Annotated in this window: 13 protein-coding genes; 3 read left to right on the forward strand and 10 right to left on the reverse strand. The window is 71.0% G+C overall.

Annotation, left to right across the window (positions count from 1 at the left end):
- Positions 1-14 precede the first annotated feature (14 nt).
- Positions 15-1,337: a DEAD/DEAH box helicase gene (locus tag OG496_RS07645; protein ID WP_405970143.1), complete on the reverse strand. Its 1,323-nt coding sequence runs from the start codon at positions 1,335-1,337 to the stop codon at positions 15-17.
- A gap of 254 nt (positions 1,338-1,591) precedes the next feature.
- Between OG496_RS07645 and OG496_RS07650 the strand changes: the two genes are divergently transcribed.
- Positions 1,592-2,797: a serine/threonine-protein kinase gene (locus OG496_RS07650; RefSeq protein ID WP_405970144.1), complete on the forward strand. Its 1,206-nt coding sequence runs from the start codon at positions 1,592-1,594 to the stop codon at positions 2,795-2,797.
- Positions 2,798-2,799: 2 nt separating this feature from the next.
- Here the strand turns inward: OG496_RS07650 and OG496_RS07655 are convergent, their stop codons facing one another.
- The 6 genes from OG496_RS07655 to OG496_RS07680 all read right to left on the reverse strand — a co-directional run bounded on the left by OG496_RS07655 (position 2,800) and on the right by OG496_RS07680 (position 12,954).
- Positions 2,800-3,459, reverse strand: a complete 660-nt coding sequence (locus OG496_RS07655; protein ID WP_405970145.1) for a hemerythrin domain-containing protein — start codon at positions 3,457-3,459, stop codon at positions 2,800-2,802.
- Between the two features lie 8 nt (positions 3,460-3,467).
- Positions 3,468-4,385 (reverse strand): TIGR03619 family F420-dependent LLM class oxidoreductase, encoded by a 918-nt coding sequence (locus tag OG496_RS07660; protein ID WP_399392830.1) that lies wholly within the window; start codon positions 4,383-4,385, stop codon positions 3,468-3,470.
- 116 nt (positions 4,386-4,501) lie between these two features.
- A complete protein-coding gene (locus tag OG496_RS07665; RefSeq protein ID WP_405970146.1) occupies positions 4,502-7,156 on the reverse strand; it encodes a BTAD domain-containing putative transcriptional regulator in 2,655 nt (884 codons plus the stop codon).
- Between the two features lie 372 nt (positions 7,157-7,528).
- Positions 7,529-8,452 carry an SGNH/GDSL hydrolase family protein gene (locus OG496_RS07670; RefSeq protein ID WP_405970147.1) on the reverse strand — a complete coding sequence of 308 codons (924 nt, stop codon included), beginning with the start codon at positions 8,450-8,452 and terminating at the stop codon, positions 7,529-7,531.
- Between the two features lie 140 nt (positions 8,453-8,592).
- Positions 8,593-9,525 (reverse strand): catalase family peroxidase, encoded by a 933-nt coding sequence (locus tag OG496_RS07675; protein ID WP_405970148.1) that lies wholly within the window; start codon positions 9,523-9,525, stop codon positions 8,593-8,595.
- 186 nt (positions 9,526-9,711) lie between these two features.
- Positions 9,712-12,954 (reverse strand): AfsR/SARP family transcriptional regulator, encoded by a 3,243-nt coding sequence (locus OG496_RS07680; RefSeq protein ID WP_405970149.1) that lies wholly within the window; start codon positions 12,952-12,954, stop codon positions 9,712-9,714.
- A 191-nt stretch (positions 12,955-13,145) separates the two neighbouring features.
- On the opposite strand from OG496_RS07680, the gene OG496_RS07685 reads away from it, so the two are divergent.
- Together OG496_RS07685 and OG496_RS07690 are read left to right on the forward strand one after the other, a co-directional pair.
- Positions 13,146-13,439 (forward strand): winged helix-turn-helix transcriptional regulator, encoded by a 294-nt coding sequence (locus tag OG496_RS07685; RefSeq protein WP_399002946.1) that lies wholly within the window; start codon positions 13,146-13,148, stop codon positions 13,437-13,439.
- A 155-nt stretch (positions 13,440-13,594) separates the two neighbouring features.
- The gene (locus OG496_RS07690) at positions 13,595-14,632 is read left to right on the forward strand and encodes a zinc-binding alcohol dehydrogenase family protein (protein ID WP_405970150.1); all 1,038 of its coding nucleotides are present in this window, start codon (positions 13,595-13,597) and stop codon (positions 14,630-14,632) included.
- 485 nt (positions 14,633-15,117) lie between these two features.
- On the opposite strand, the gene OG496_RS07695 is transcribed toward OG496_RS07690, so the two are convergent.
- From OG496_RS07695 to OG496_RS07705, 3 genes are all read right to left on the reverse strand, one after another.
- The gene (locus tag OG496_RS07695; protein WP_405970151.1) at positions 15,118-15,687 is read right to left on the reverse strand and encodes a sigma-70 family RNA polymerase sigma factor; all 570 of its coding nucleotides are present in this window, start codon (positions 15,685-15,687) and stop codon (positions 15,118-15,120) included.
- Between the two features lie 232 nt (positions 15,688-15,919).
- Positions 15,920-16,183, reverse strand: a complete 264-nt coding sequence (locus tag OG496_RS07700) for an anti-sigma factor family protein (protein ID WP_405970152.1) — start codon at positions 16,181-16,183, stop codon at positions 15,920-15,922.
- 6 nt (positions 16,184-16,189) lie between these two features.
- On the reverse strand, positions 16,190-17,590 hold the full coding sequence (locus tag OG496_RS07705) for an FAD-binding oxidoreductase (protein ID WP_405970153.1): 1,401 nt from the start codon (positions 17,588-17,590) through the stop codon (positions 16,190-16,192).
- Positions 17,591-17,750: the final 160 nt, after the last annotated feature.

Consider the following 17,750-nt stretch of genomic DNA (forward strand, 5'->3'; position numbering starts at 1 on the left):
GAACTCCCCACGGGTCAGCGGCTCTTGCGGACCCTCGCCGCCGCGCGGGCCTCCGCGGCCTTGCGGGCCTCGGCGGTCTTCCGGGTCTCCTTGCCGGCCCGGCCCGGGCGGGTGCCCATGCCGCGGAAGGGGGCGTTGCCGGTGCTGGTCTTCGTCTCGGTCGGCGGGCGTCTGGCGCCGGTGATGGCGGTCAGCTTCTCCTCGCCGGAGCGGACCTGGGTGACGGTCGGGCGGATACCGGCGTCGGACATCATCCGGTTCACGTCGCGCCGCTGGTTGGGGGTGACGAGGGTGACCACGCTCCCGGACTCGCCGGCCCGCGCCGTACGCCCGCTGCGGTGCAGGTAGTCCTTGGCGTCGGCCGGCGGGTCGACGTTGACGACGAGGTCGAGGGCCTCGATGTGGATGCCCCGCGCGGCGACGTTGGTGGCGACCAGCACGGTGATCTCGCCGTCCTTGAACTGGCCGAGCGTGTGCGTGCGTTGGGGCTGCGACTTGCCGCTGTGCAGCGCCGACGCGCGTACGCCGCTGGCCCGCAGATGGCGGGTGAACTGGTCGACACCGGCCTTGGTGTCCAGGAACATCAGCACCCGGCCGTCGCGCGCGGCGATCTCGGTCGCCGTCGCGTACTTGTCGGCGGCGTGGATGTTCAGCACATGGTGTTCCATCGTCGTGACCGAGCCCGACGCCCGGTCGACCGACGCGTGCACCGGGTCGTGAAGGTGGTCCTTGACCAGCTGGTCGACGTCACGGTCGAGCGTGGCCGAGAACAGCAGCCGCTGCCCGTCGGCAGGGATCTGCCCCAGGAGCTCCGAGACCTGCGGCAGGAACCCCAGGTCGCACATCTGGTCCGCCTCGTCCAGCACGGTGATCCGCACGTGGTTCAGGACGCAGTCCCGGCGCGACACCAGGTCGGTCAGCCGTCCCGGCGTCGCGACGACCACCTCGACGCCGGTCCGCAGCATTGCCTGCTGCCGGTTGATCGACAGCCCGCCGACCACCGTCCCCATGCGCACGCCCATCGTCCGCGCATACGGCTCCAGCGCGTCGCCGACCTGCTGCGCGAGCTCCCGGGTCGGCACCAGGACCAGGGCCAGCGGCCGCTTCGACTCCGCCCGCCGGCCCGCGAGCCGTACCAGCAGCGCGAGACCGAAGGCCAGCGTCTTGCCGGAACCCGTCCGTGCCCGGCCGAGCACATCGCGCCCGGCCAGCGCGTCGGGCAGTGTCGCCGCCTGGATCGGGAACGGCTCCGTCACCCCGAGGCCGGTCATCGTCCCGACCAGCTCGGGCGGCAGTCCGAGCGCGCCGAAGGAAGCGGCCGGCGGCTTCGCGTTCATGGGGAACCTTCCTCAGTCCTGTGCCCGCAACGGCACCGGGGCCCATACCCCTCGGTACGGGCCCCGGCGGCGTCGAAGCGTGCCCCCATTTTACCAGCGCGCCTCCGGCCCGCCCGCCGTAGCGGAGCATGTGCGGGATCGCGGTCGGTGACCGCCTGTCCGCCAGTAGGCTGTGACAGCTGCGCCACCCCACCAACACCCCTTCCCTCAAAGGGACATGGCCTGCAGCAGTCGAGTCGTTCCACTGCGTGAGGATGAAGCAACAGGTGCTGATAGCGGGCCGGTACCGGCTGAACACCACCATCGGACGCGGCGCGATGGGCGAGGTCTGGCAGGCGTACGACGAGATGGGCGGCCGTCCGGTGGCCGTCAAGCTCCTGCACTCCCAGAACTCCGAGCCCACCGCCACCGCCCGCTTCCGCCTGGAGGCCCAGACCGCGGGCCGGCTCAGCCATCCCCATGTGGTCGGCGTCCTCGACTTCGGCGAGCAGGAGGGCCGTCTGTACCTGGTGATGGAGCTGGTCGAGGGCGACAGCCTCTCCCACGTACTCGCCCAGGCGGGCACGCTGCCGGCGGAGCACGTGGCCCACATCGCCGCCCAGTCGGCCGCGGGACTCAGCGCGGCACACGAGCAGGGCATCGTGCACCGTGACATCAAGCCCGGCAACCTCCTCCTCGGCGCCGACGGGTCCGTGAAGATCGCCGACTTCGGCATCGCGCACTTCATGAACGACCCGAACGGCGCGCTCACCGCGACCGGCCAGATCGTCGGGACCAGCCTGTACATCGCGCCCGAGCGCGCCCTGGGCCAGTCCGCCGGGCCGCCGTCCGACGTCTACTCGCTCGGCTGCGTGCTCTACCAACTCCTCACCGGACAACCGCCGTTCCGCGCCGGCAGCGCCATCGCGGTCCTCCACCACCACCTCGACACACCCCCGGTACCCCCGCGGGAACTCGGCGTCGGACTCCCGCCCGCCTTCGAGAACTATTTGCTCGGTCTCCTCGCCAAACGCCCCGAGGACCGTCCTACGGCGCGCCAGGTGGCCGAGTGGTTCGCCTCCGGCGCCTGGAGAGGGCGTCCCGAGCCCCTCCCGGCAGCCGCACCGCGCCCCGAGCCGACGCCGACGCCGAATGTGACCTCCTGGGACGCTGCCGTGAAGCCCAGGACGAACGCGGTCCCCGGCTCCGGGTCCGGCCCTGGCTCCGGCTCTGTGACCACGTACGCCTTCCCGGCCGCCGCCACCGGCAGTACCGCTCCGGCCCACCGGACCCGGCGCCGGCAACGACCGGGGGGCCGCGGTGTCGCCGTACGCCGGTCGAAGACGGTGGGCACGGTCGCCGCCGTGCTGGTCTTCCTCGGGGCGCTGCTGATCGGGTTGGCCTGGTTCTCCCCCGACCACAGCTCGGCGGACACCTCACCGACGGATCCGCCCAGCGGCACGAGTTCCGCCACGCCGTAGGCTCACGCCCCGTGGAGGCGGGCCTCCCGACGGGCGTGCGAGCGGCGGCCGGTCAGGCGCCACAGGACGCGGGCGGGCAGCGGTGCCTTGGTGAGGATCGCCCGCTGCTCCTCGGGAGTCGCCACCGCCATCAACGCGCTGAAGGCGCGCAGCAGATGCTTCTTCTCCAGCTTGGCCAGGCTGATCTCGCCGAGTTCCTCCCACTCGGCGACGCTCAGACAGTCGGCGGCCAGCGGGAGGATGGTGTTCTCCTCCTCGTCCATGTGCGCGGTCAACACCGAGCCCAGTTCCGCGAGTTGGGCCGCCACCTGCTCGCAGAGGGGCGGCCGGGGATCGGCGGCCAGCCCGTCCAGCGCGCCCCTCACTCGCGTGACCAGCTCTTCGAGCCGGTGGTGCTGTTCCTCCATGCGCGTGATCGCCCCGGCGTGCAGCGTCGTCCGTTCCGCGAGCCGGGGCCAGAGGAATTCGTCCTCGCTCACATGGTGGGCTTCCAGGCCCATCAGCATGAACTGCACCGCTTCTACGACCAGTTGGGCCCGCGCGGTGTCGCCGGGCCGCAGGCCCCGCACCAAGTCCGGCAGTTCCGCGCACGCTTGGCGGAACGTGCGATGCACCACCACCATGTCGTGGACATCCGGCTTCGAGGTGACTACGTCGGACATGGTGCTCCCTAGCCCTTGCTCAGCTGGTCGTGAAAACGGTGTGCCAGGTCCGTCAGTTCGTCCGCGTTCCGCGCGGTCTGCTGCAGGTCGATGAGGACCTCGTCGGCCCCGGCCGCGTGGGCAGCGAGCAGGTAGTCAGAGACCTGTACGACCGTTCCCCGGTGCGGGACGGCGTCGCTCGGTGCGGTCTCGGCCGTCACCACGGGGTTCACCCGGACCACGGTGCGCAGGGCGTCGGGGTCACGGCCGTTGGCCTCCGCGGACTGGCGGATCTGGCTGATGACGTAGGCGAGTTGAGGCACCGGAAGTGCCACGCCCGCCCAGCCGTCCGCGCGCCGGCCGACGCGTTCCAGCGTGGCCGGGGTGAAGCCGCCCAGCAGGACCGGCGGGCGGGGGCGCTGTACGGGGAGCGTGCCGATGTGCGCGCCGGGGATCGTCCACAGGGCGCCCTTGTGCTCGGCCGACGAACCGGACCAGAGGTGATCGAGGACGTCCAGGATCTCCTCCAGCCGGGCCCCGCGCCCCCGCCACGGGACGCCGATGGCCTCGTACTCGTCGGACGACCATCCCAGCCCGAACCCGATGTCGAGCCGCCCCCCGCTGAGGATGTCGACGGACGTCAGTGAACGGGCCAGCAGGAGCGGGGAGTAGAAGGGCGCGTTCAGCGTGCTGGTCCCCAGGCGCAGCCGCCGGGTGGCGTGCGCCAGGAAGGACAGGGTGGCGATGGGGTCCAGAAAGGTGCGGTACTCCTCCGGCACGGGACCGCCGCCGGGGTAAGGGTCACGGGGCTGTGTCGGCACCAGGGCCCGGTCGCCCACCCACAGGCTGTCGTAGCCGATCGCTTCGACGGCGGAGGCGAACCCGGAGATCGTGGCGGGGTCGGTGAACGACCCGTACTGGGGGGAGCCCAGGCCGATTTTGAGCATGTCTGTCACCTGTTCGAGGAGGTTCTTCAGTCCGTTCTCGGATCACCGTGCGGTACACGGATCGACGCCCGGTCGACGGCGTGTGAACGCGGGACCGGCTCGGCGGGCGGACGGCCTCAGCGCTTCGCCGCTTCCCGCCGCAGGCGGTCGCTCACCTCGTACACATGCTGGGCAGCGGAGAGGTTCACGTCGGCCCGGTCCGAGCTCAGTGCAGTGAACAGGCGGGCCACCTCCTGGAGGAAGTAGGCCGGGCTGTTCGGATCGTCCTCCGCGCCGGCAACGGCCTCCGACTCGGCGAAGAACCCGACGGCCTCCGCGGTCCGCCCCCGGTCCGCCAGTACGACCGACACGAGCCGGGCGGACAGGAAGAGCGTCACCCGGTCGTCGACGGCGCGCGCACGCCGGATCGCCTCGCGCAGATCGGTTTCCGCCGCCGTCAGATCGCCGCGGATGAAGGCGAGCCAGGCCCGGATGTGCCGGGTCTGAGCCCGCAGCGCCGGGTCGTCGCCCACGTCGGCCGCCACGACCGCGTGGTCCGTGACGCGTTCCAGTTCCCGCTGATGCGCGGGCCCGGCGAACAGCCCGCTCGACGCGATCACCGACAGTGCTGCGACGACGATCCTCGCGGCGTCCGGGATGTCCCGCAGCACCCGGGAGAACACCGCGACCAGCAGCGTGTGTTCGGCCAGCAGCCAGGCATGCGCCTGCTCGGCGTCGACGAACCGCAGCCCGGTCAGCGGCACGGAGAACAGATGGATGCTGAGCGAACCGGCCCGCTCGGTCGCGCTCATGGCCTGGAGCAGGGTGGCGTGGAGGAACATCGTCAGCCGCACCAGCGCCGCCTCGCGGTCCGCGACGGGATCCTCGCGATCGGCCCGCCGGGCGGCGAACGCCCGTACCAGATCGTGGAATCGGTAGCGGTCGGCCGAATGCGGTTCGAGCAGACCGGCCTCCACCAGGTGCTCCAGTTGCTCCTCGGTCTCCTGTTCCGGCTGGTCCAGCAGGACCGCCGCGACGGCGACCGGGAAGTCGGCGGCGTCGAGCAGTGCGCACAGGCGCATCGCCCGGGCCCGGTCGGGGGCGAGAGCCCGATAGCCGACCTGGAAGGTGGCCTCCACCGACATGTCTCCGGCCCGCAGCTCGTCGAGCCGCCGCTCCTCGGCGCGCAGGCGCAGCAGCTGCGCGCCGAGCCCGCGTCCGGGACGAGCCGCCGCACGGGCACCGATGATGCGCAGCGCCAACGGCAACTGCCCGCACGCGTGGACCAGTTCGAGCGCGAGTTCCGGGGCCGCGGCGATCTCGGCGTCGCCGGTGAACCGGCCCAGCATGGCCACCGCCTCCCGCTGATCGGGCACCGGTACCTCGAAACGCGTCGCGCCCGGCGGTACGAGCGACCGGTGCCGGGTCGTGATCAGCGCGGCGTTGCCGGGGGTGCCCGGAAGCAGCGGGGTCACCTGGGCGGTGTCGGACGCGTTGTCCAGGAGCACCAGGATCCGGCGGTCGGCGGTCAGGGTGCGATAGGCACCGGCGCGGGCGGTGGGCGTCACGGGGATCCCGGCGGCGGGCATACCGAGCGCGAGGAGGAAGTCGACCAACACGTCCGCGGGGTCGGCGGGTTGGCCGCCGTCGCCCCGCAGGTCCACGTAGAGCTGCCCGTCCGGATAGTCGCCGCGGATGCCGTGGGCGACGCGCAGCGCGAGCGCCGTCTTCCCCACGCCGCCGATCCCGCTGAGCACCGTGAGCGCGACCGCTTCCCCGCTGGGCCGCAACGCGAGCCCGAGCCGCTCCCGCAGGCGCTCCCGACCGACGAAGTCGCCCGGCGCCGGGGGAAGTTGCTGCGGGCGGACGCGGGCCGGGACCTCCTCGACCCGTGTGGTCGCCGGCGGGTCGGCTTCGGGGGCGGCGGAGGCGGCGGCATCGGTCGATGTCGTGGAAGCCGTAGAGCTGGTCGAGGCAGTGGCGCCGAACGACGGTGTGGCACCGGCGAGTTGCCCCTCGGGACGCAGCTCGATGACGTCGGGCTCTGTGCCGTTGAGGATGCGGGTCTGCACCTCACGCAGCTCCGGCCCGGGATCCATGCCCAGTTCGGCCACCAGGGTCTCGCGGGCCGCGGCGTAGACCGCCAGGGCCTCCGCGGTCCGCCCGGCTCGGTACAGCGCACGCATGCGCAGCGCGTACAGGTCCTCGCGGAGCGGATGGTCGGCGATCAGGGAGATCAGCTCCGTCGCCACGCGGGCGTGCTCGCCCAGTTCGTCGGCGCAACTCAGCTGCGCCACCTGGGCGTTGAGCCGTAGATCGACGAAACGTCCGCGCTGTCGGCGGGCGTAGGGGCCGGGTACGCCGGACAGCGGCTCCCCCGACCACAGCGCGAGCGCGGCGTCGAACGCGCGCAGGGCGGAGGCGGTCTGTCGCGCGGCGCGCAGTTCCTCGCCGTCGCGGACGAGCCGCTCGAAGCGCAGGGCGTCAACGGCCTGTTCCGGGACGGCGAGTTGGTATCCGCCCTGGGTGGTCTCCAGGCGGGAGCGTTCCTCGCCCAGCGAGAGGCGGATGCGGTAGATGTACGTCTGCACCGAACGCACCGCGTTGCCGGGCGGCACTTCCCACAGGGCGTCGATGAGGTGGTCGAGGCCGCACTGGCGTCCTTCCCCGAGCAGCAGCCGGACCAGGACCGCACGCTGCAGCGGGCTGCCGAGATCCAGCACCCGCCCGCCGTACCGACCGCTCAATGACCCCAGCAGCCCGAATTCGTAACCATCCACCGCCGTTGCCACTTGACGGATTCTAGTGGCCGAACAAAACGGAAGTCGTACCGGCACCGATCGTGACCATGCCCGCCCGGGGATCCGGAAAAGGGAATCCAGGGCGGGCTGTGGTTATGGCTGGTGGTGCTGCTCGTGCTGTACGAGGGGCACGGGTCAGCCGCGGCGCAGCATCATGACGACAGCGACGATGACAATGATGACGACGACGGTACCGAGACCTATGTACACGGGTTTCTCTTTCCTTTGGGGAGCGGCGACCCCTGGGTGCCGCAGAAAGCCGAGTACCCCCGACAAAGCCTTTCAGCCCGCTGCGGCACCATGATGGGGAAAGCCTCAGAAAACGAGCCGGTGCCCCCGTTCCCCTCAGGTCATCGGCTCACGTCAGCGGCGGTACGCCTCGCAGCGGACGGCGCGCTCCACCGTGGCGGCCATGGCCTGCTGGCCCTGTGCGTTGGGGTGGGCGGGCGCGGTCGGGGCCGGCGCGACCAGGGGTTCGATCCAGCGCTCGCCGGCCGGCTCGCACATGTCGTGTCCGACCGTCGGGGTGTAGGTGTCGACGTACCGCGCGCCGTTCGCCGCCGCCTGGTCCGCGATCATCGCGTTGAGCTTCTTCTCGGTGTCCCGCAGATAGGCGAAGTCACCGGCGGCGAGCGGTACGGCGGAGCTGGTGCAGCCGACCCCGTCGTCCGGGAACAGGTCGGGGTAACCGACCACCAGGACCTTGGCGTACGGAGCCCGCTGCCGTACGGCGTCCAGCGCGGCGGCGATCTTGGGAGCGGTGTCTTCGACCCGCTGCGCCAGCCGGTCGGTGCCGTCGCTCGTGAAGAAGGTCTGGCACGGGTTGCCCGTCGGGTCCTTCGACGTCAGTCCGGCGCAGGTGGCCAGATTGCTGGAGAAACCGATGTCGTTGCCGCCGATGGTCAGGGTGACCACGTCCGTGTCGGCACCGAGTGCGTCCAGTTGCGGCGGCTGCGAACCCTGGGGTCCGGCCAGGGCAGTTGTCGTCGCGCCCGAGCAACTGACGTCGGTCAGCTGCCAGTTCCTCGCCGCCGCGAGGAGGGACGGGTAGTTCTGGTCGGATCGCGCACATGTGGCGTCGACCTGGGTCGGGATGCCGGGGCCGGAGGCGTAGGAGTCGCCCAGCGCAACGTAGTTGACGGTGGTGTGCGCGGTGGGTATCGAGGCGGCGTTCGCCGCCGTCGCTCCCGCGACGGACAGGGCCATCGCGCTGCACGCCACCGTGGCGCCTCGCAACAGGCCTCGCCGGGCGGGAGATCTCTTGGTCTGCTTGTTGTTCAAGTCCATCCATTCGTCGGGCCCCCGAAGCACTCGTCGAAGCACTCGTCGCATCGCTCGGCCAACAGGCGTCAGATGCGGGGGCGTTGTGCTGGCGAGACGTCAAACGGCGGGCGCACCAAGGAGGTTCACTCCTGGGGGGCGGAGCCCTATTGGTTGTGGCTGCGCCGGAGGTGGGACTCGGCGTAGGCGTGGGCCCGGAAGGCGAGGACGGGGTCGTCGGAGAGCTGGATGCCGGTGGTGACCCGGGTGGGGTTGAAGGCCTGCGTGTTCCAGGGGTCCTGGTCGTCGGCGGGCGCGGAGATCTCCAGCCGCCCGGCGGTGAACTCCTTGCGGTGATCGGGCCAGACAGTGCTGGGGTCGTGGGTGGGGTCGTCGGGTTCGGCGAGCTGGATCCGCAGGTCGAAGGCCACCGGTGCGTGTTCCAGGCGCCGGTGCAGTTCGTCGGTGAGGTAGTGGGCGGTACGGGTGGCCGCGTCCGCAGCGGTGAGTTCGGCGCGTCCGGCCGCCGGTTCCCAGCGGTACCGCACGGGCCGCCCGGCACCGTCCGCGTCGACCCAGATGAAGGCGTGGATGGCCCAGTAGGCGGCGGTGGCATAGCTGACGGGTATGGGCGGCTGCTGCGCCACGGCTTCCGCCAAGTGGGGATGGGCACCGACGAACGCGTGCACCCGGGCCAGGTCGGGCTGGTGGGTCACGGGGTCGCGGCGCAGGGCCTCGGTCAGCTCCAGGAACTCCCTGGGCGTCGAGGCGACGAACCGGGGGACGGAGAGGGCGACGAGGTCGGTGTCACCGCCGTCGTGCAGATGGAAGCGGACAGCCATGCCGCGGGTGACCGGGGCGGTGTCGGGCGTGTGCGGATCTCCCTCGGAGTTCGAGAACCGCACGGTCGCCGGAACCGGCCGCGTCTGCAGATGCGCGGCCGTGGTCAGCGCGGCAGCGGCCCCGCTGGGAGTGAAGGTGGCCCGGAAACCGGCCCCCCGGGCACTGGACCGGCGGTATCCGGGATGCCTCCCGCTCATCCGCTCCATGCTGTCGACGACCCGGACAGCCAGGGTCTGGTCTGCGGAACTGCTTGACATGTCATTCCTTAGAAGACGAACCGATCACGGAGCCCCGGACGCTCTCAGCGGCAGGGGCGCACCCCGGACGAGCCCTTCGCGGGACTCGTCGCGTTGCGGTCTACGAGCCGCTCCGGTACCCGGTTCACCGGTCGCCGGGATCAGTTGCCACGATGGGAAAGCAGTGTGGGTACGGGACTTGGCGGATCAGCGGTGCCGGCCCGGGCCGTTCAGCACTCCGGTGAAACCGGCGAGCAGGGAAGGGTTGGCGGCGAGCCAGGCCCGCACATGGTCCGCCCCGATCGCACGGCTCGGACCGGACCTGAAGTAGGCGTCCAGCTTGTCCAGCAGGACGCCCACCGCACGGCGGGCCAGTGGCTCACGTACCCGGTCGAGCGCCTCGCCTGCGCGGTCCATCCACAGCCGCGCGTCGCCGGACGCCGACGGGGCGGGTGGGCCGAACGTCGTCACCGCCACGAGGCCTACGGCGGCCATCGCTCTGCGGTCGAGCGGTGCCGTGGGGCTGTTCCAGACGTCGGCGAAGATCGTCTGCGCGTCCGCGAAGCGACCGCCGTAGAACGCCAGTGTTCCGCGCAGGATGGCCGCTGCGGCCCGGAGGTCGTCCGCGCTCAGTTCGTCCGCGAGGCGAACCACCTCCGAGAGCCGGTTCTCGGCCGACTCGACCGCTCCCTCCGCGATGTCCAGGCACACGATCCTGAGCGCGGCGTACGCGTACTGACCGCGCGCGCCGATCGACCGGAGGATGCGTGCCGCCTCGGTCCAGTGCACACGGGCGCGGTCGCGGAGGCCGGCACTCTCGTCCGCGTCGCCGCGGAGCGTGAGGGTGCACGCCCTGGCGAAGTCGTCGCCGGAGGCTGTCGCGGCCGCGACGGCGGCCCGGCCGTGGCCGCGGGCGCCGTCGATGTCGCCGACCTGGAGGCAGTACGTCGTCCAGTTGGTCAGGAGGATCGCCCGGTCCCAGTGGAACTCGGTGCCCGCGACGCCTTGTTCGGCCCGTACGAAGAGTTCCGCCACGTCGTCCTGCCCGGTCAGCATGGCGTGGAGGGGCTCGTAACAGGCTCCCAGGACAGCGAGGTCGGGGTTCTTGGCCTGGCGCCAGGCCGCCTTGAACCGGTCGACGAAGTAGCCGCCTTCCGCGTACCGACCGACGACATGGTTGAGCCAGACCAGCCACGCGAGGGCGTAGAAGAGCGCCCGCTCGTCCTCTTCGGTGGGCTCCGCGGCAGCCCCGTCATAGGCCCGCACACTGCGCTGAAGACGGTCGATGCCCTCTTCCTCACGGCCGCTGATGATCCAGTAGCTGCCCCGCCGTGCTTCCAGCGTCAGCGCCTGAGCTGCTCTCTCCCGGGTCATCATGAGATCCGAGGCCGCCCTGACATTGGCGGATTCCGCGGTGTGCCGGCGGATCAACTCCCCTTGGTCGCAGGGCATGTTGACGTCGGTGCTCTCGTGCACGAAACGCAGGGCCCACGCCATGAAGCGTTCCTCCGCCTCGACGGCGCGCCCTTCGTCCCGGAGCCGGTCGAGCGCGTACTCGCGGACCGTCTCCAGCATCCGCAGCCGACTTCCGTCGGGCGTCGAGACGGTGAACAGGAGGGATGTGTCGACCAGTTGGGCCAGCACTTGCAGGATCTCGTGGCGGTCCGCCCCGGGAAGGCAGATCGCCGTCTCCGCGAACTCGACGGAACAGCCGCCGACATACAGGGCGAGTTCCGTCAACACCCGTTGCTCGGTGGTGTCCAGGAGGGCGTAGCTCCAGTCGAGGACCGCACGCAGGGTGCGGTGCCGGGCGGGAGCGGTCCGTTTCCCCTTGGCCAGCAGGGCGAAGCGGTTGTCGAGGCGGAGTTCGATCTCGCGCACCGGCAGCAACCGCACGTGTGCGGCGGCGAGTTCGACCGCGAGCGGCAGTCCGTCCAGCCTGCGGCAGAGCGAGCGGATGTCGTGCATGGCCGTCTCGTCCCCGGCGAAGGACGGGTCGATCATGAGGGCGCGGGCACTGAACAGGTCCGCGGCCTCACCGTCGGGCATCGGCGCCAGCGGATACAGCGCTTCACCCGCAACTGCCAGCGGGGCTCTGCTGGTTGCCAGGACGGTGAGTGCGGGGCACCGGCCGAGCAGGACCGCCACGAGCGGGGCGACCGCGTCGAGCAGATGCTCGCAGTTGTCGAGCACGAGCATCGCCCGCCGTCCGGCCAGGAACGAGGTGAGCCGGTGCACATAGTCGTGCGGTGGCTGGTCGGGCCGGACCGACGCGTCCGACAGACCCAGGGCTCCGGCGATCGCCGCGAGGACCCCCGCGCCGTCGGCCGCCGCCAGATCGACCCACCACACACCGTCGTACGAGGGCTGCATCAGCACACACGCCTCAAGCGCGAGGCGGGTCTTCCCGACACCGCCCGGTCCTACGACGGTCACCAGCCGCTCGCGGTCGAGGGTCGCGCGCAGCCCGTCGAGTTCCTCGGCGCGGCCGACGAACGGGCCGAGGGGGTGGTCGGGACCGCCGTCGCCGGGCGTCGGATGGGAAGCGGGACGCGTTGTCGCGCGGGAATCGGGAGGAGCCGAGGACAGCCGTACGGGGTCCACGGGCGCCGTCCCGGGACGCGGGTCGCCGCCCGCCAGTTCCGCGTCGTGCGAGGACAACCGTATGGAGTCCGCCGTCGGCGCCCCAGGGCGCAGCTCGCCTGCCACCATCGCGTCGTGCAGGGAACGCAGTTCGGGGGAAGGGTCGGCGCCCAGCTCGGACCTCAGGAGTCTGCGGCCCGATTCGTACACGTCCAGCGCCTCGGCGTGACGACCGCAGCGGTGGAGCGCGAGCATCAGTCGCGCCCGGGACCGTTCCCGCAGGGGTGCGGCGGACACAAGTGCCGTGAGTTCGGGGACCAGTTCGGCCGCGCGGCCGAGTTCGAGACCGGCGGCACTCGCGTCCTCCTGTGCGCTCAGGCGCAGTTCCTCAAGGCGCAGGCGCTCGGCGTCGAAGACCCGGCCCTTCAGATCGTCCAGGGCGCGGCCCCGCCACAGGGCGAGTCCCCGCCGCAGAACGTCTTCGGCCTGCCGGTACGCCCCCGCCGCCAGGTGTTCGCGGCCCTCGCGGACCGTCGCCTCGAAACGGACCGTGTCGAGCTCGTCCTCCGGCCCCAGCACGAACCGGTATCCCCCGTACTGCGACTGCAGGCGCCCGCCCCGACCCCGGGTCGCGAGCGCCGCGCGGAGTTTCGTCACCTGGACCTGAAGGGCGTTCACGGGGTCCTTCGCCTGGCGGTCCTCCCACAGTTCGTCGATGAGGGTGTCGCGATGCACGACCGCTCCCCCGGCCAGCAGCAGCCGGCCGACGATCGTGCGGGAGACGGCGCCCGGAAGAGCGACGGCACCGCTCCCGTCGGCCAGCTCCAGGCGGCCGAGCAGTCTCAGGTGCAGGGCGTCGTCGTTCATGTGTCAGCCTTCATCGGCGGTTCCGATGCTCGAAACCTGGATTCCGAGCATGCCCGTGACCGTACGAGGCAGGCGGTGGTTACCCGCAAGGGATACTAGTACCCATTGGGTACTGTTGCGGTATGACCAAGACATCGGGCCTCTGCGAGGACCCCAAGAGCGTCTACTCCGCGGCCTGCCCCTGCCGCGACATGCTGGACCTGCTCGCCAACAAGTGGAGCGCCCTCGCGCTGGGCGCCCTGGAGGACGGACCCCAGCGCTTCGGCGCACTGCGCGGCCGGCTGCAGGGCGTGAGCCCCAAGGTCCTCACCCAGACACTGCGCCGCCTGGAGGACTACGGCCTGATCGACCGCCGGATCTACGCGGAGGTCCCGCCCCGCGTCGAGTACAGCCTGACCCCGCTCGGCAAGGACGCCTGCGCCCCGCTCTCCCATCTGCGCAGCTGGGTGGAGCAGAACATCGACCGGTTCCCGGAATCCGCCTGATTCGCGCGACACGCGAGGCCCCTCACGCCCTCTCCACCTCGATGGTTTCCTTTGGGAAGTAAGATCCCTTGATGGTTACTACCTCCCGATAGGTACCTTGCGGGTCGTGGCCGCCGGTCCTCGTCGGCCGACCGCACGAGTCGAGGAGATCCATGATGAGCGAGACCCGGAAGACGTCGGCGATGCCCGCCGTCGCCTATCTCAAGAGCCTGCCGATCGACGACGCCGAGAGCCTGGTGGACGTCGAACTGCCCGTGCCCGAGCCGGGTCCGCACGATCTGCTGGTCCAGGTGGAGGCGATCGCGGTCAACCCCGTGGACTACAAGGTCCGGCAGAGCAACGACCCGGGCGGTGAGCCCAAGGTGCTCGGCTGGGACGCCGCCGGTACGGTCGTCGCGGTCGGCGAGCAGGTGGAGCTGTTCGAGGCCGGCGACGAGGTCTTCTACGCCGGCGCGATCGACCGGCCGGGCACCAACTCCCGTTTCCACACCGTCGACGAGCGCATCGTCGGCCGTAAGCCCACCACCCTCTCCTTCGCCGAGGCGGCGGCGCTCCCGCTGACCTCGCTCACCGCCTGGGAGGGGTTGTTCGAACGCCTCGGTCTGCGCGAGGGCGCCGGGGAGGAGACCGGCACGCTGCTGGTGACCGCGGCGGCGGGTGGCGTAGGGGCCATGGTCGCTCAACTGGCCCGGGCCCTCACCGACTTGACGGTGATCGGCACCGCCTCCCGGCCGGAGACCGTGGAGTTCGCCCGGCGTATGGGCGTGACACATGTGGTCGACCACCATCGTCCGCTGCCGGCGCAGGTGGCCGAGGTGGCGCCCGGCGGGGTCGACCACATCTTCGGCACCGCGGGTACGGACCGGAACCTCGCCGCGTACGCCGACATGCTCAAGCCGTTCGGGGGGCTGGTCGCCATCGACGACTTCGGTCCCGTGGAGATCGGCCTGCTGAAGGCGAAGAGCATCTCGTTCCACTGGGAACTCATGTTCACGCGCTCGCTGTTCAGGACCCCGGACCAGGTGACGCAGCACCACATCCTCGACCGGATCGCCCGACTCGTGGACGAGGGCGCCCTGCGGACCACGGCCACGCGGGACCTCGGCACGATCAACGCCGCGAACCTCCGCGAGGCGCATCGCATCCTGGAGTCCGGCAGCGCCATCGGCAAGGTGACGCTCACCGGATTCTGAGTCTGCTGTGAACCTCCTCCTTCCCCGCCCCGTTTACAGAGCGGATCCCCGTTCACAGGGCGGATGAAGAACAGGCCTTGTCGTAACCATGGAAAGGTGACGGGCATGCAATTGATGAGGTTCACGCAGGAGCAGAGAATAGGCCATCTGCTCAGCTGGGCACATGAATGGAACGGAACCAGGCGGGGGCGAAGTATGTGGGCGTACTCCCTGAGTCTGGGGGGTTCTCACGCCCTTCTGAACGATTGGGTCAACAACGAGCGGCTCATGAATCGCCTCACCCCGGAGCAGCGGAACGCGGTGGAGGAAGCACGCCGGCGCGCGACCCGGCGTGAAACCGCTCCGGATCGGGTGGCTCGGTAACGGGTTATAGCTGTCCGCCATTTACGGGACCGTGTGCCGAGAAAGGGAGCGCCGAGGCTGTCGGCGCTCCCTCTCCGCGTTCCGGGCGGGCAGCGCGTTCTCTCAGCGCCGCCGACAGCCGCTCACGGGGTGTACCCGCGCTCGGCAAGCGCTCCCCGGAGAGCCCTGAGGGCAAGGTGCGTCCGGGACTTGACCGTGCCCGGTGGTATGCCCAGCGTCTCCGCCGTCCGGGCCACCGACTGGTCCAGGAACTCGACGTGGACGAGGATCTCGCGGTGCTGCAACGTCAGGTCCGCCAGGGCCTCGCGCACGATCTTCCTGGTGAGGGCCGGGTCCATGGATTCCGGACCGGGCATGTCGTTCAGGGCCGTGTCGATCGTCTCCGGCGGTCGGGCCTTCCGGGCCCGGTAGCCGTCGATGACCAGGTTGCGGACGACCGCGACGAGCCACGGCCGTATGCCCTCCGCCTCGGGATCGAGGATGTCGGCGTTCTGCCAAGCGCGCAGGACGGCCTCCTGGACCAGGTCCTGGGCCTGGTGGCTGTCGCCCCAGAGCATTCCGGTGGTCACCCTCAGCAGGAACACACCGTGTTTGTCGTAGACGGCGCGGATGAACGCCTCGTCGCGCGCCCGGTCACGGGTTCCGCCGGTCCGGCCGGGCCGTGCGTCCCGGATTTCCGTGTTGTGCCTCATTGCTGCGTTCCCCCGATGCGCCGTGGGTCGATGCACGGCGCGCCAATTCGTTGAAAACTGAACGGGGAAACCTTCGGGGGGACCGCTTGCCGGCGGCTTGATGTCCGCTTGCCTGGCCCGCGTCCGCGAGGACAGGCGCAGGACAGGTGCGGGAAAGGCGCGGGAAAGGGCGCCGCCGCCGAGCACGCGGACCCGGCCTACGGGCGGGCGGGAGCCGGTGTGCCGGCGATGCTCAGGAGCCGGCCACCCCCGGGATCCCCGCCAGGGCCGCGCGGACCGCCGCTTCCCGCAGTCCGGGGAGCTTGCCGGACCAGTTGCCCAGCATCTCCTCGACGGGGAGTGTCCGGACGGCGGCGAGAGTGGTGCGCAGCCCGTCCGCGTCGGCCGCACACGCCGGGCACTCCCGTACATGGCCGTCGACGCGTACCGCGTCCGCGGGATCGAGGGCCGCCACGGCGTACGCGGCCAGTTCGGACCTGTCCTGCTCGCAGTTCACCTCAGTTCACCGCTGTTCCGGAGCGACGTTGTGGTTGTTGACCCGGAACAGGTTGCGCGGGTCGTAGTGCCTCTTCAGGACCCGCAGCCGCTCCAGGTCGTCGGCGGTGAACACGTCCTCCGCCCGGTCGTCACGACCGGCGAAGTTCGTGTACGCGAACCCCGTGGCCCAGGGGCTCAGTCGCTCGACCATCCCGCCGAGCATGGCCGTCCCGGCGTCGACTACCTCCGGCGGTCCGACGGTCGCTCCCCACACGTTGAACACGGCGTCCCGGGCGGCGATGGGGCTCGCCGCGACCGGCTGATCCGCCAGCGCCCCGCCGAGATGCCTGATCTCCAGGACCGTGACAAGCCCGCCGGCCGCCAACTGGGCGCTCTCGACAAGGGAGTCGACCGCCTCGGTCGGCAACTCGGCCAGAAGGGCGCCCTGTTCCTCGTACGGGAAAGGATCGGCCGGGTCGGTGTGCACGAGGGCGAACGCGCCGTAGGGATGACGGCCGACCGTGTCGATCACACCCTCGCCGATGGCCCGGAAGGGCGCGATGAGCTTCTCGGCCTCCTCGTCGGAGCCGAGGTGGGTGACCCGGACGTGGGCGAGGAAGCGGCCGCGCAGCAGTTCGGGAATCTCCGGTACCGACGGGAAGTTGAGCAGCGCCACCGAGCAGGTGAAGGCGTCGGGCGCGTCGCGGACCACCTCGGGGAAGGCGCGGACCACGGCCTCGACGTCGGCGGCGGGGAAGTAGATTCCGCCGCCGTAGAAGGAGGTTACGGGGAAGAGCCTGATCTCCAGCTCGGTCACGATCCCGAAGTTGCTGCGTCCGCCGCGCAGGCCCCAGAACAGCTCCGGTTCCAACTCCGCGGAGACGCGGCGCAGTTCACCGTCCGGTGTGACGACCTCGATCGTCACGACGTGGTCGGCGGCCCAGCCGTAGGACCGGCCCAGGAACGGGCTGAGTCCGCCGCCGAGCGTGAAGCCGACGACTCCCACCAGCGGGCTGGACCCGTTCAGCGGTGCCAGCCCTTCCGCCTGAGCGGGCTCCACGACGTCCGACCAGAGCGCGCCCGCACCCACCCGGGCCACGCCCCGCTCGGCGTCGATCTCGACCGTACGCATCGCACCTGTCGTGACGAGCAGGAAGTCGTCCGCGGCGGGGAACGGCTGGTGCCCGGTGGCCATGACCCCGACGGGCAGGTCACGCGCGGCGGCGAAAGCGACCGCAACCCGCACATCGGCCGCGCCGGCCGCCGCGACGACCAGGCAAGGCCGTTGCTGCGAGCGTGAGTTGAAGCCCGCGACAGCTCCCGCGTAGCCGGCGTCGTCCGGCGCGAACACGGATCCCTCGATCCGGTCGGCCAGTTCGGCGACGGTGTCCTCTCCGAGAACGATCCGCCCCTGGTACTCGGTCATGGTGCTGTGCCTTTCGTCGGAGAACCGGCCCTGTCCGACGGTCACTTGGCACAGCGAGGGACACGGCTCCACGACGCGACGCAAGGCGACACGGCGGCGGACGCGTCCCGGTGACCAGGTGCCGTCTGGTCGCTGCTACGGCGCGCGCCTCGAAGAGGTT

The sequence above is a fragment of the Streptomyces sp. NBC_00988 genome (assembly GCF_045162645.1).
In the GTDB taxonomy this organism is placed as follows: Bacteria; Actinomycetota; Actinomycetes; order Streptomycetales; family Streptomycetaceae; genus Streptomyces.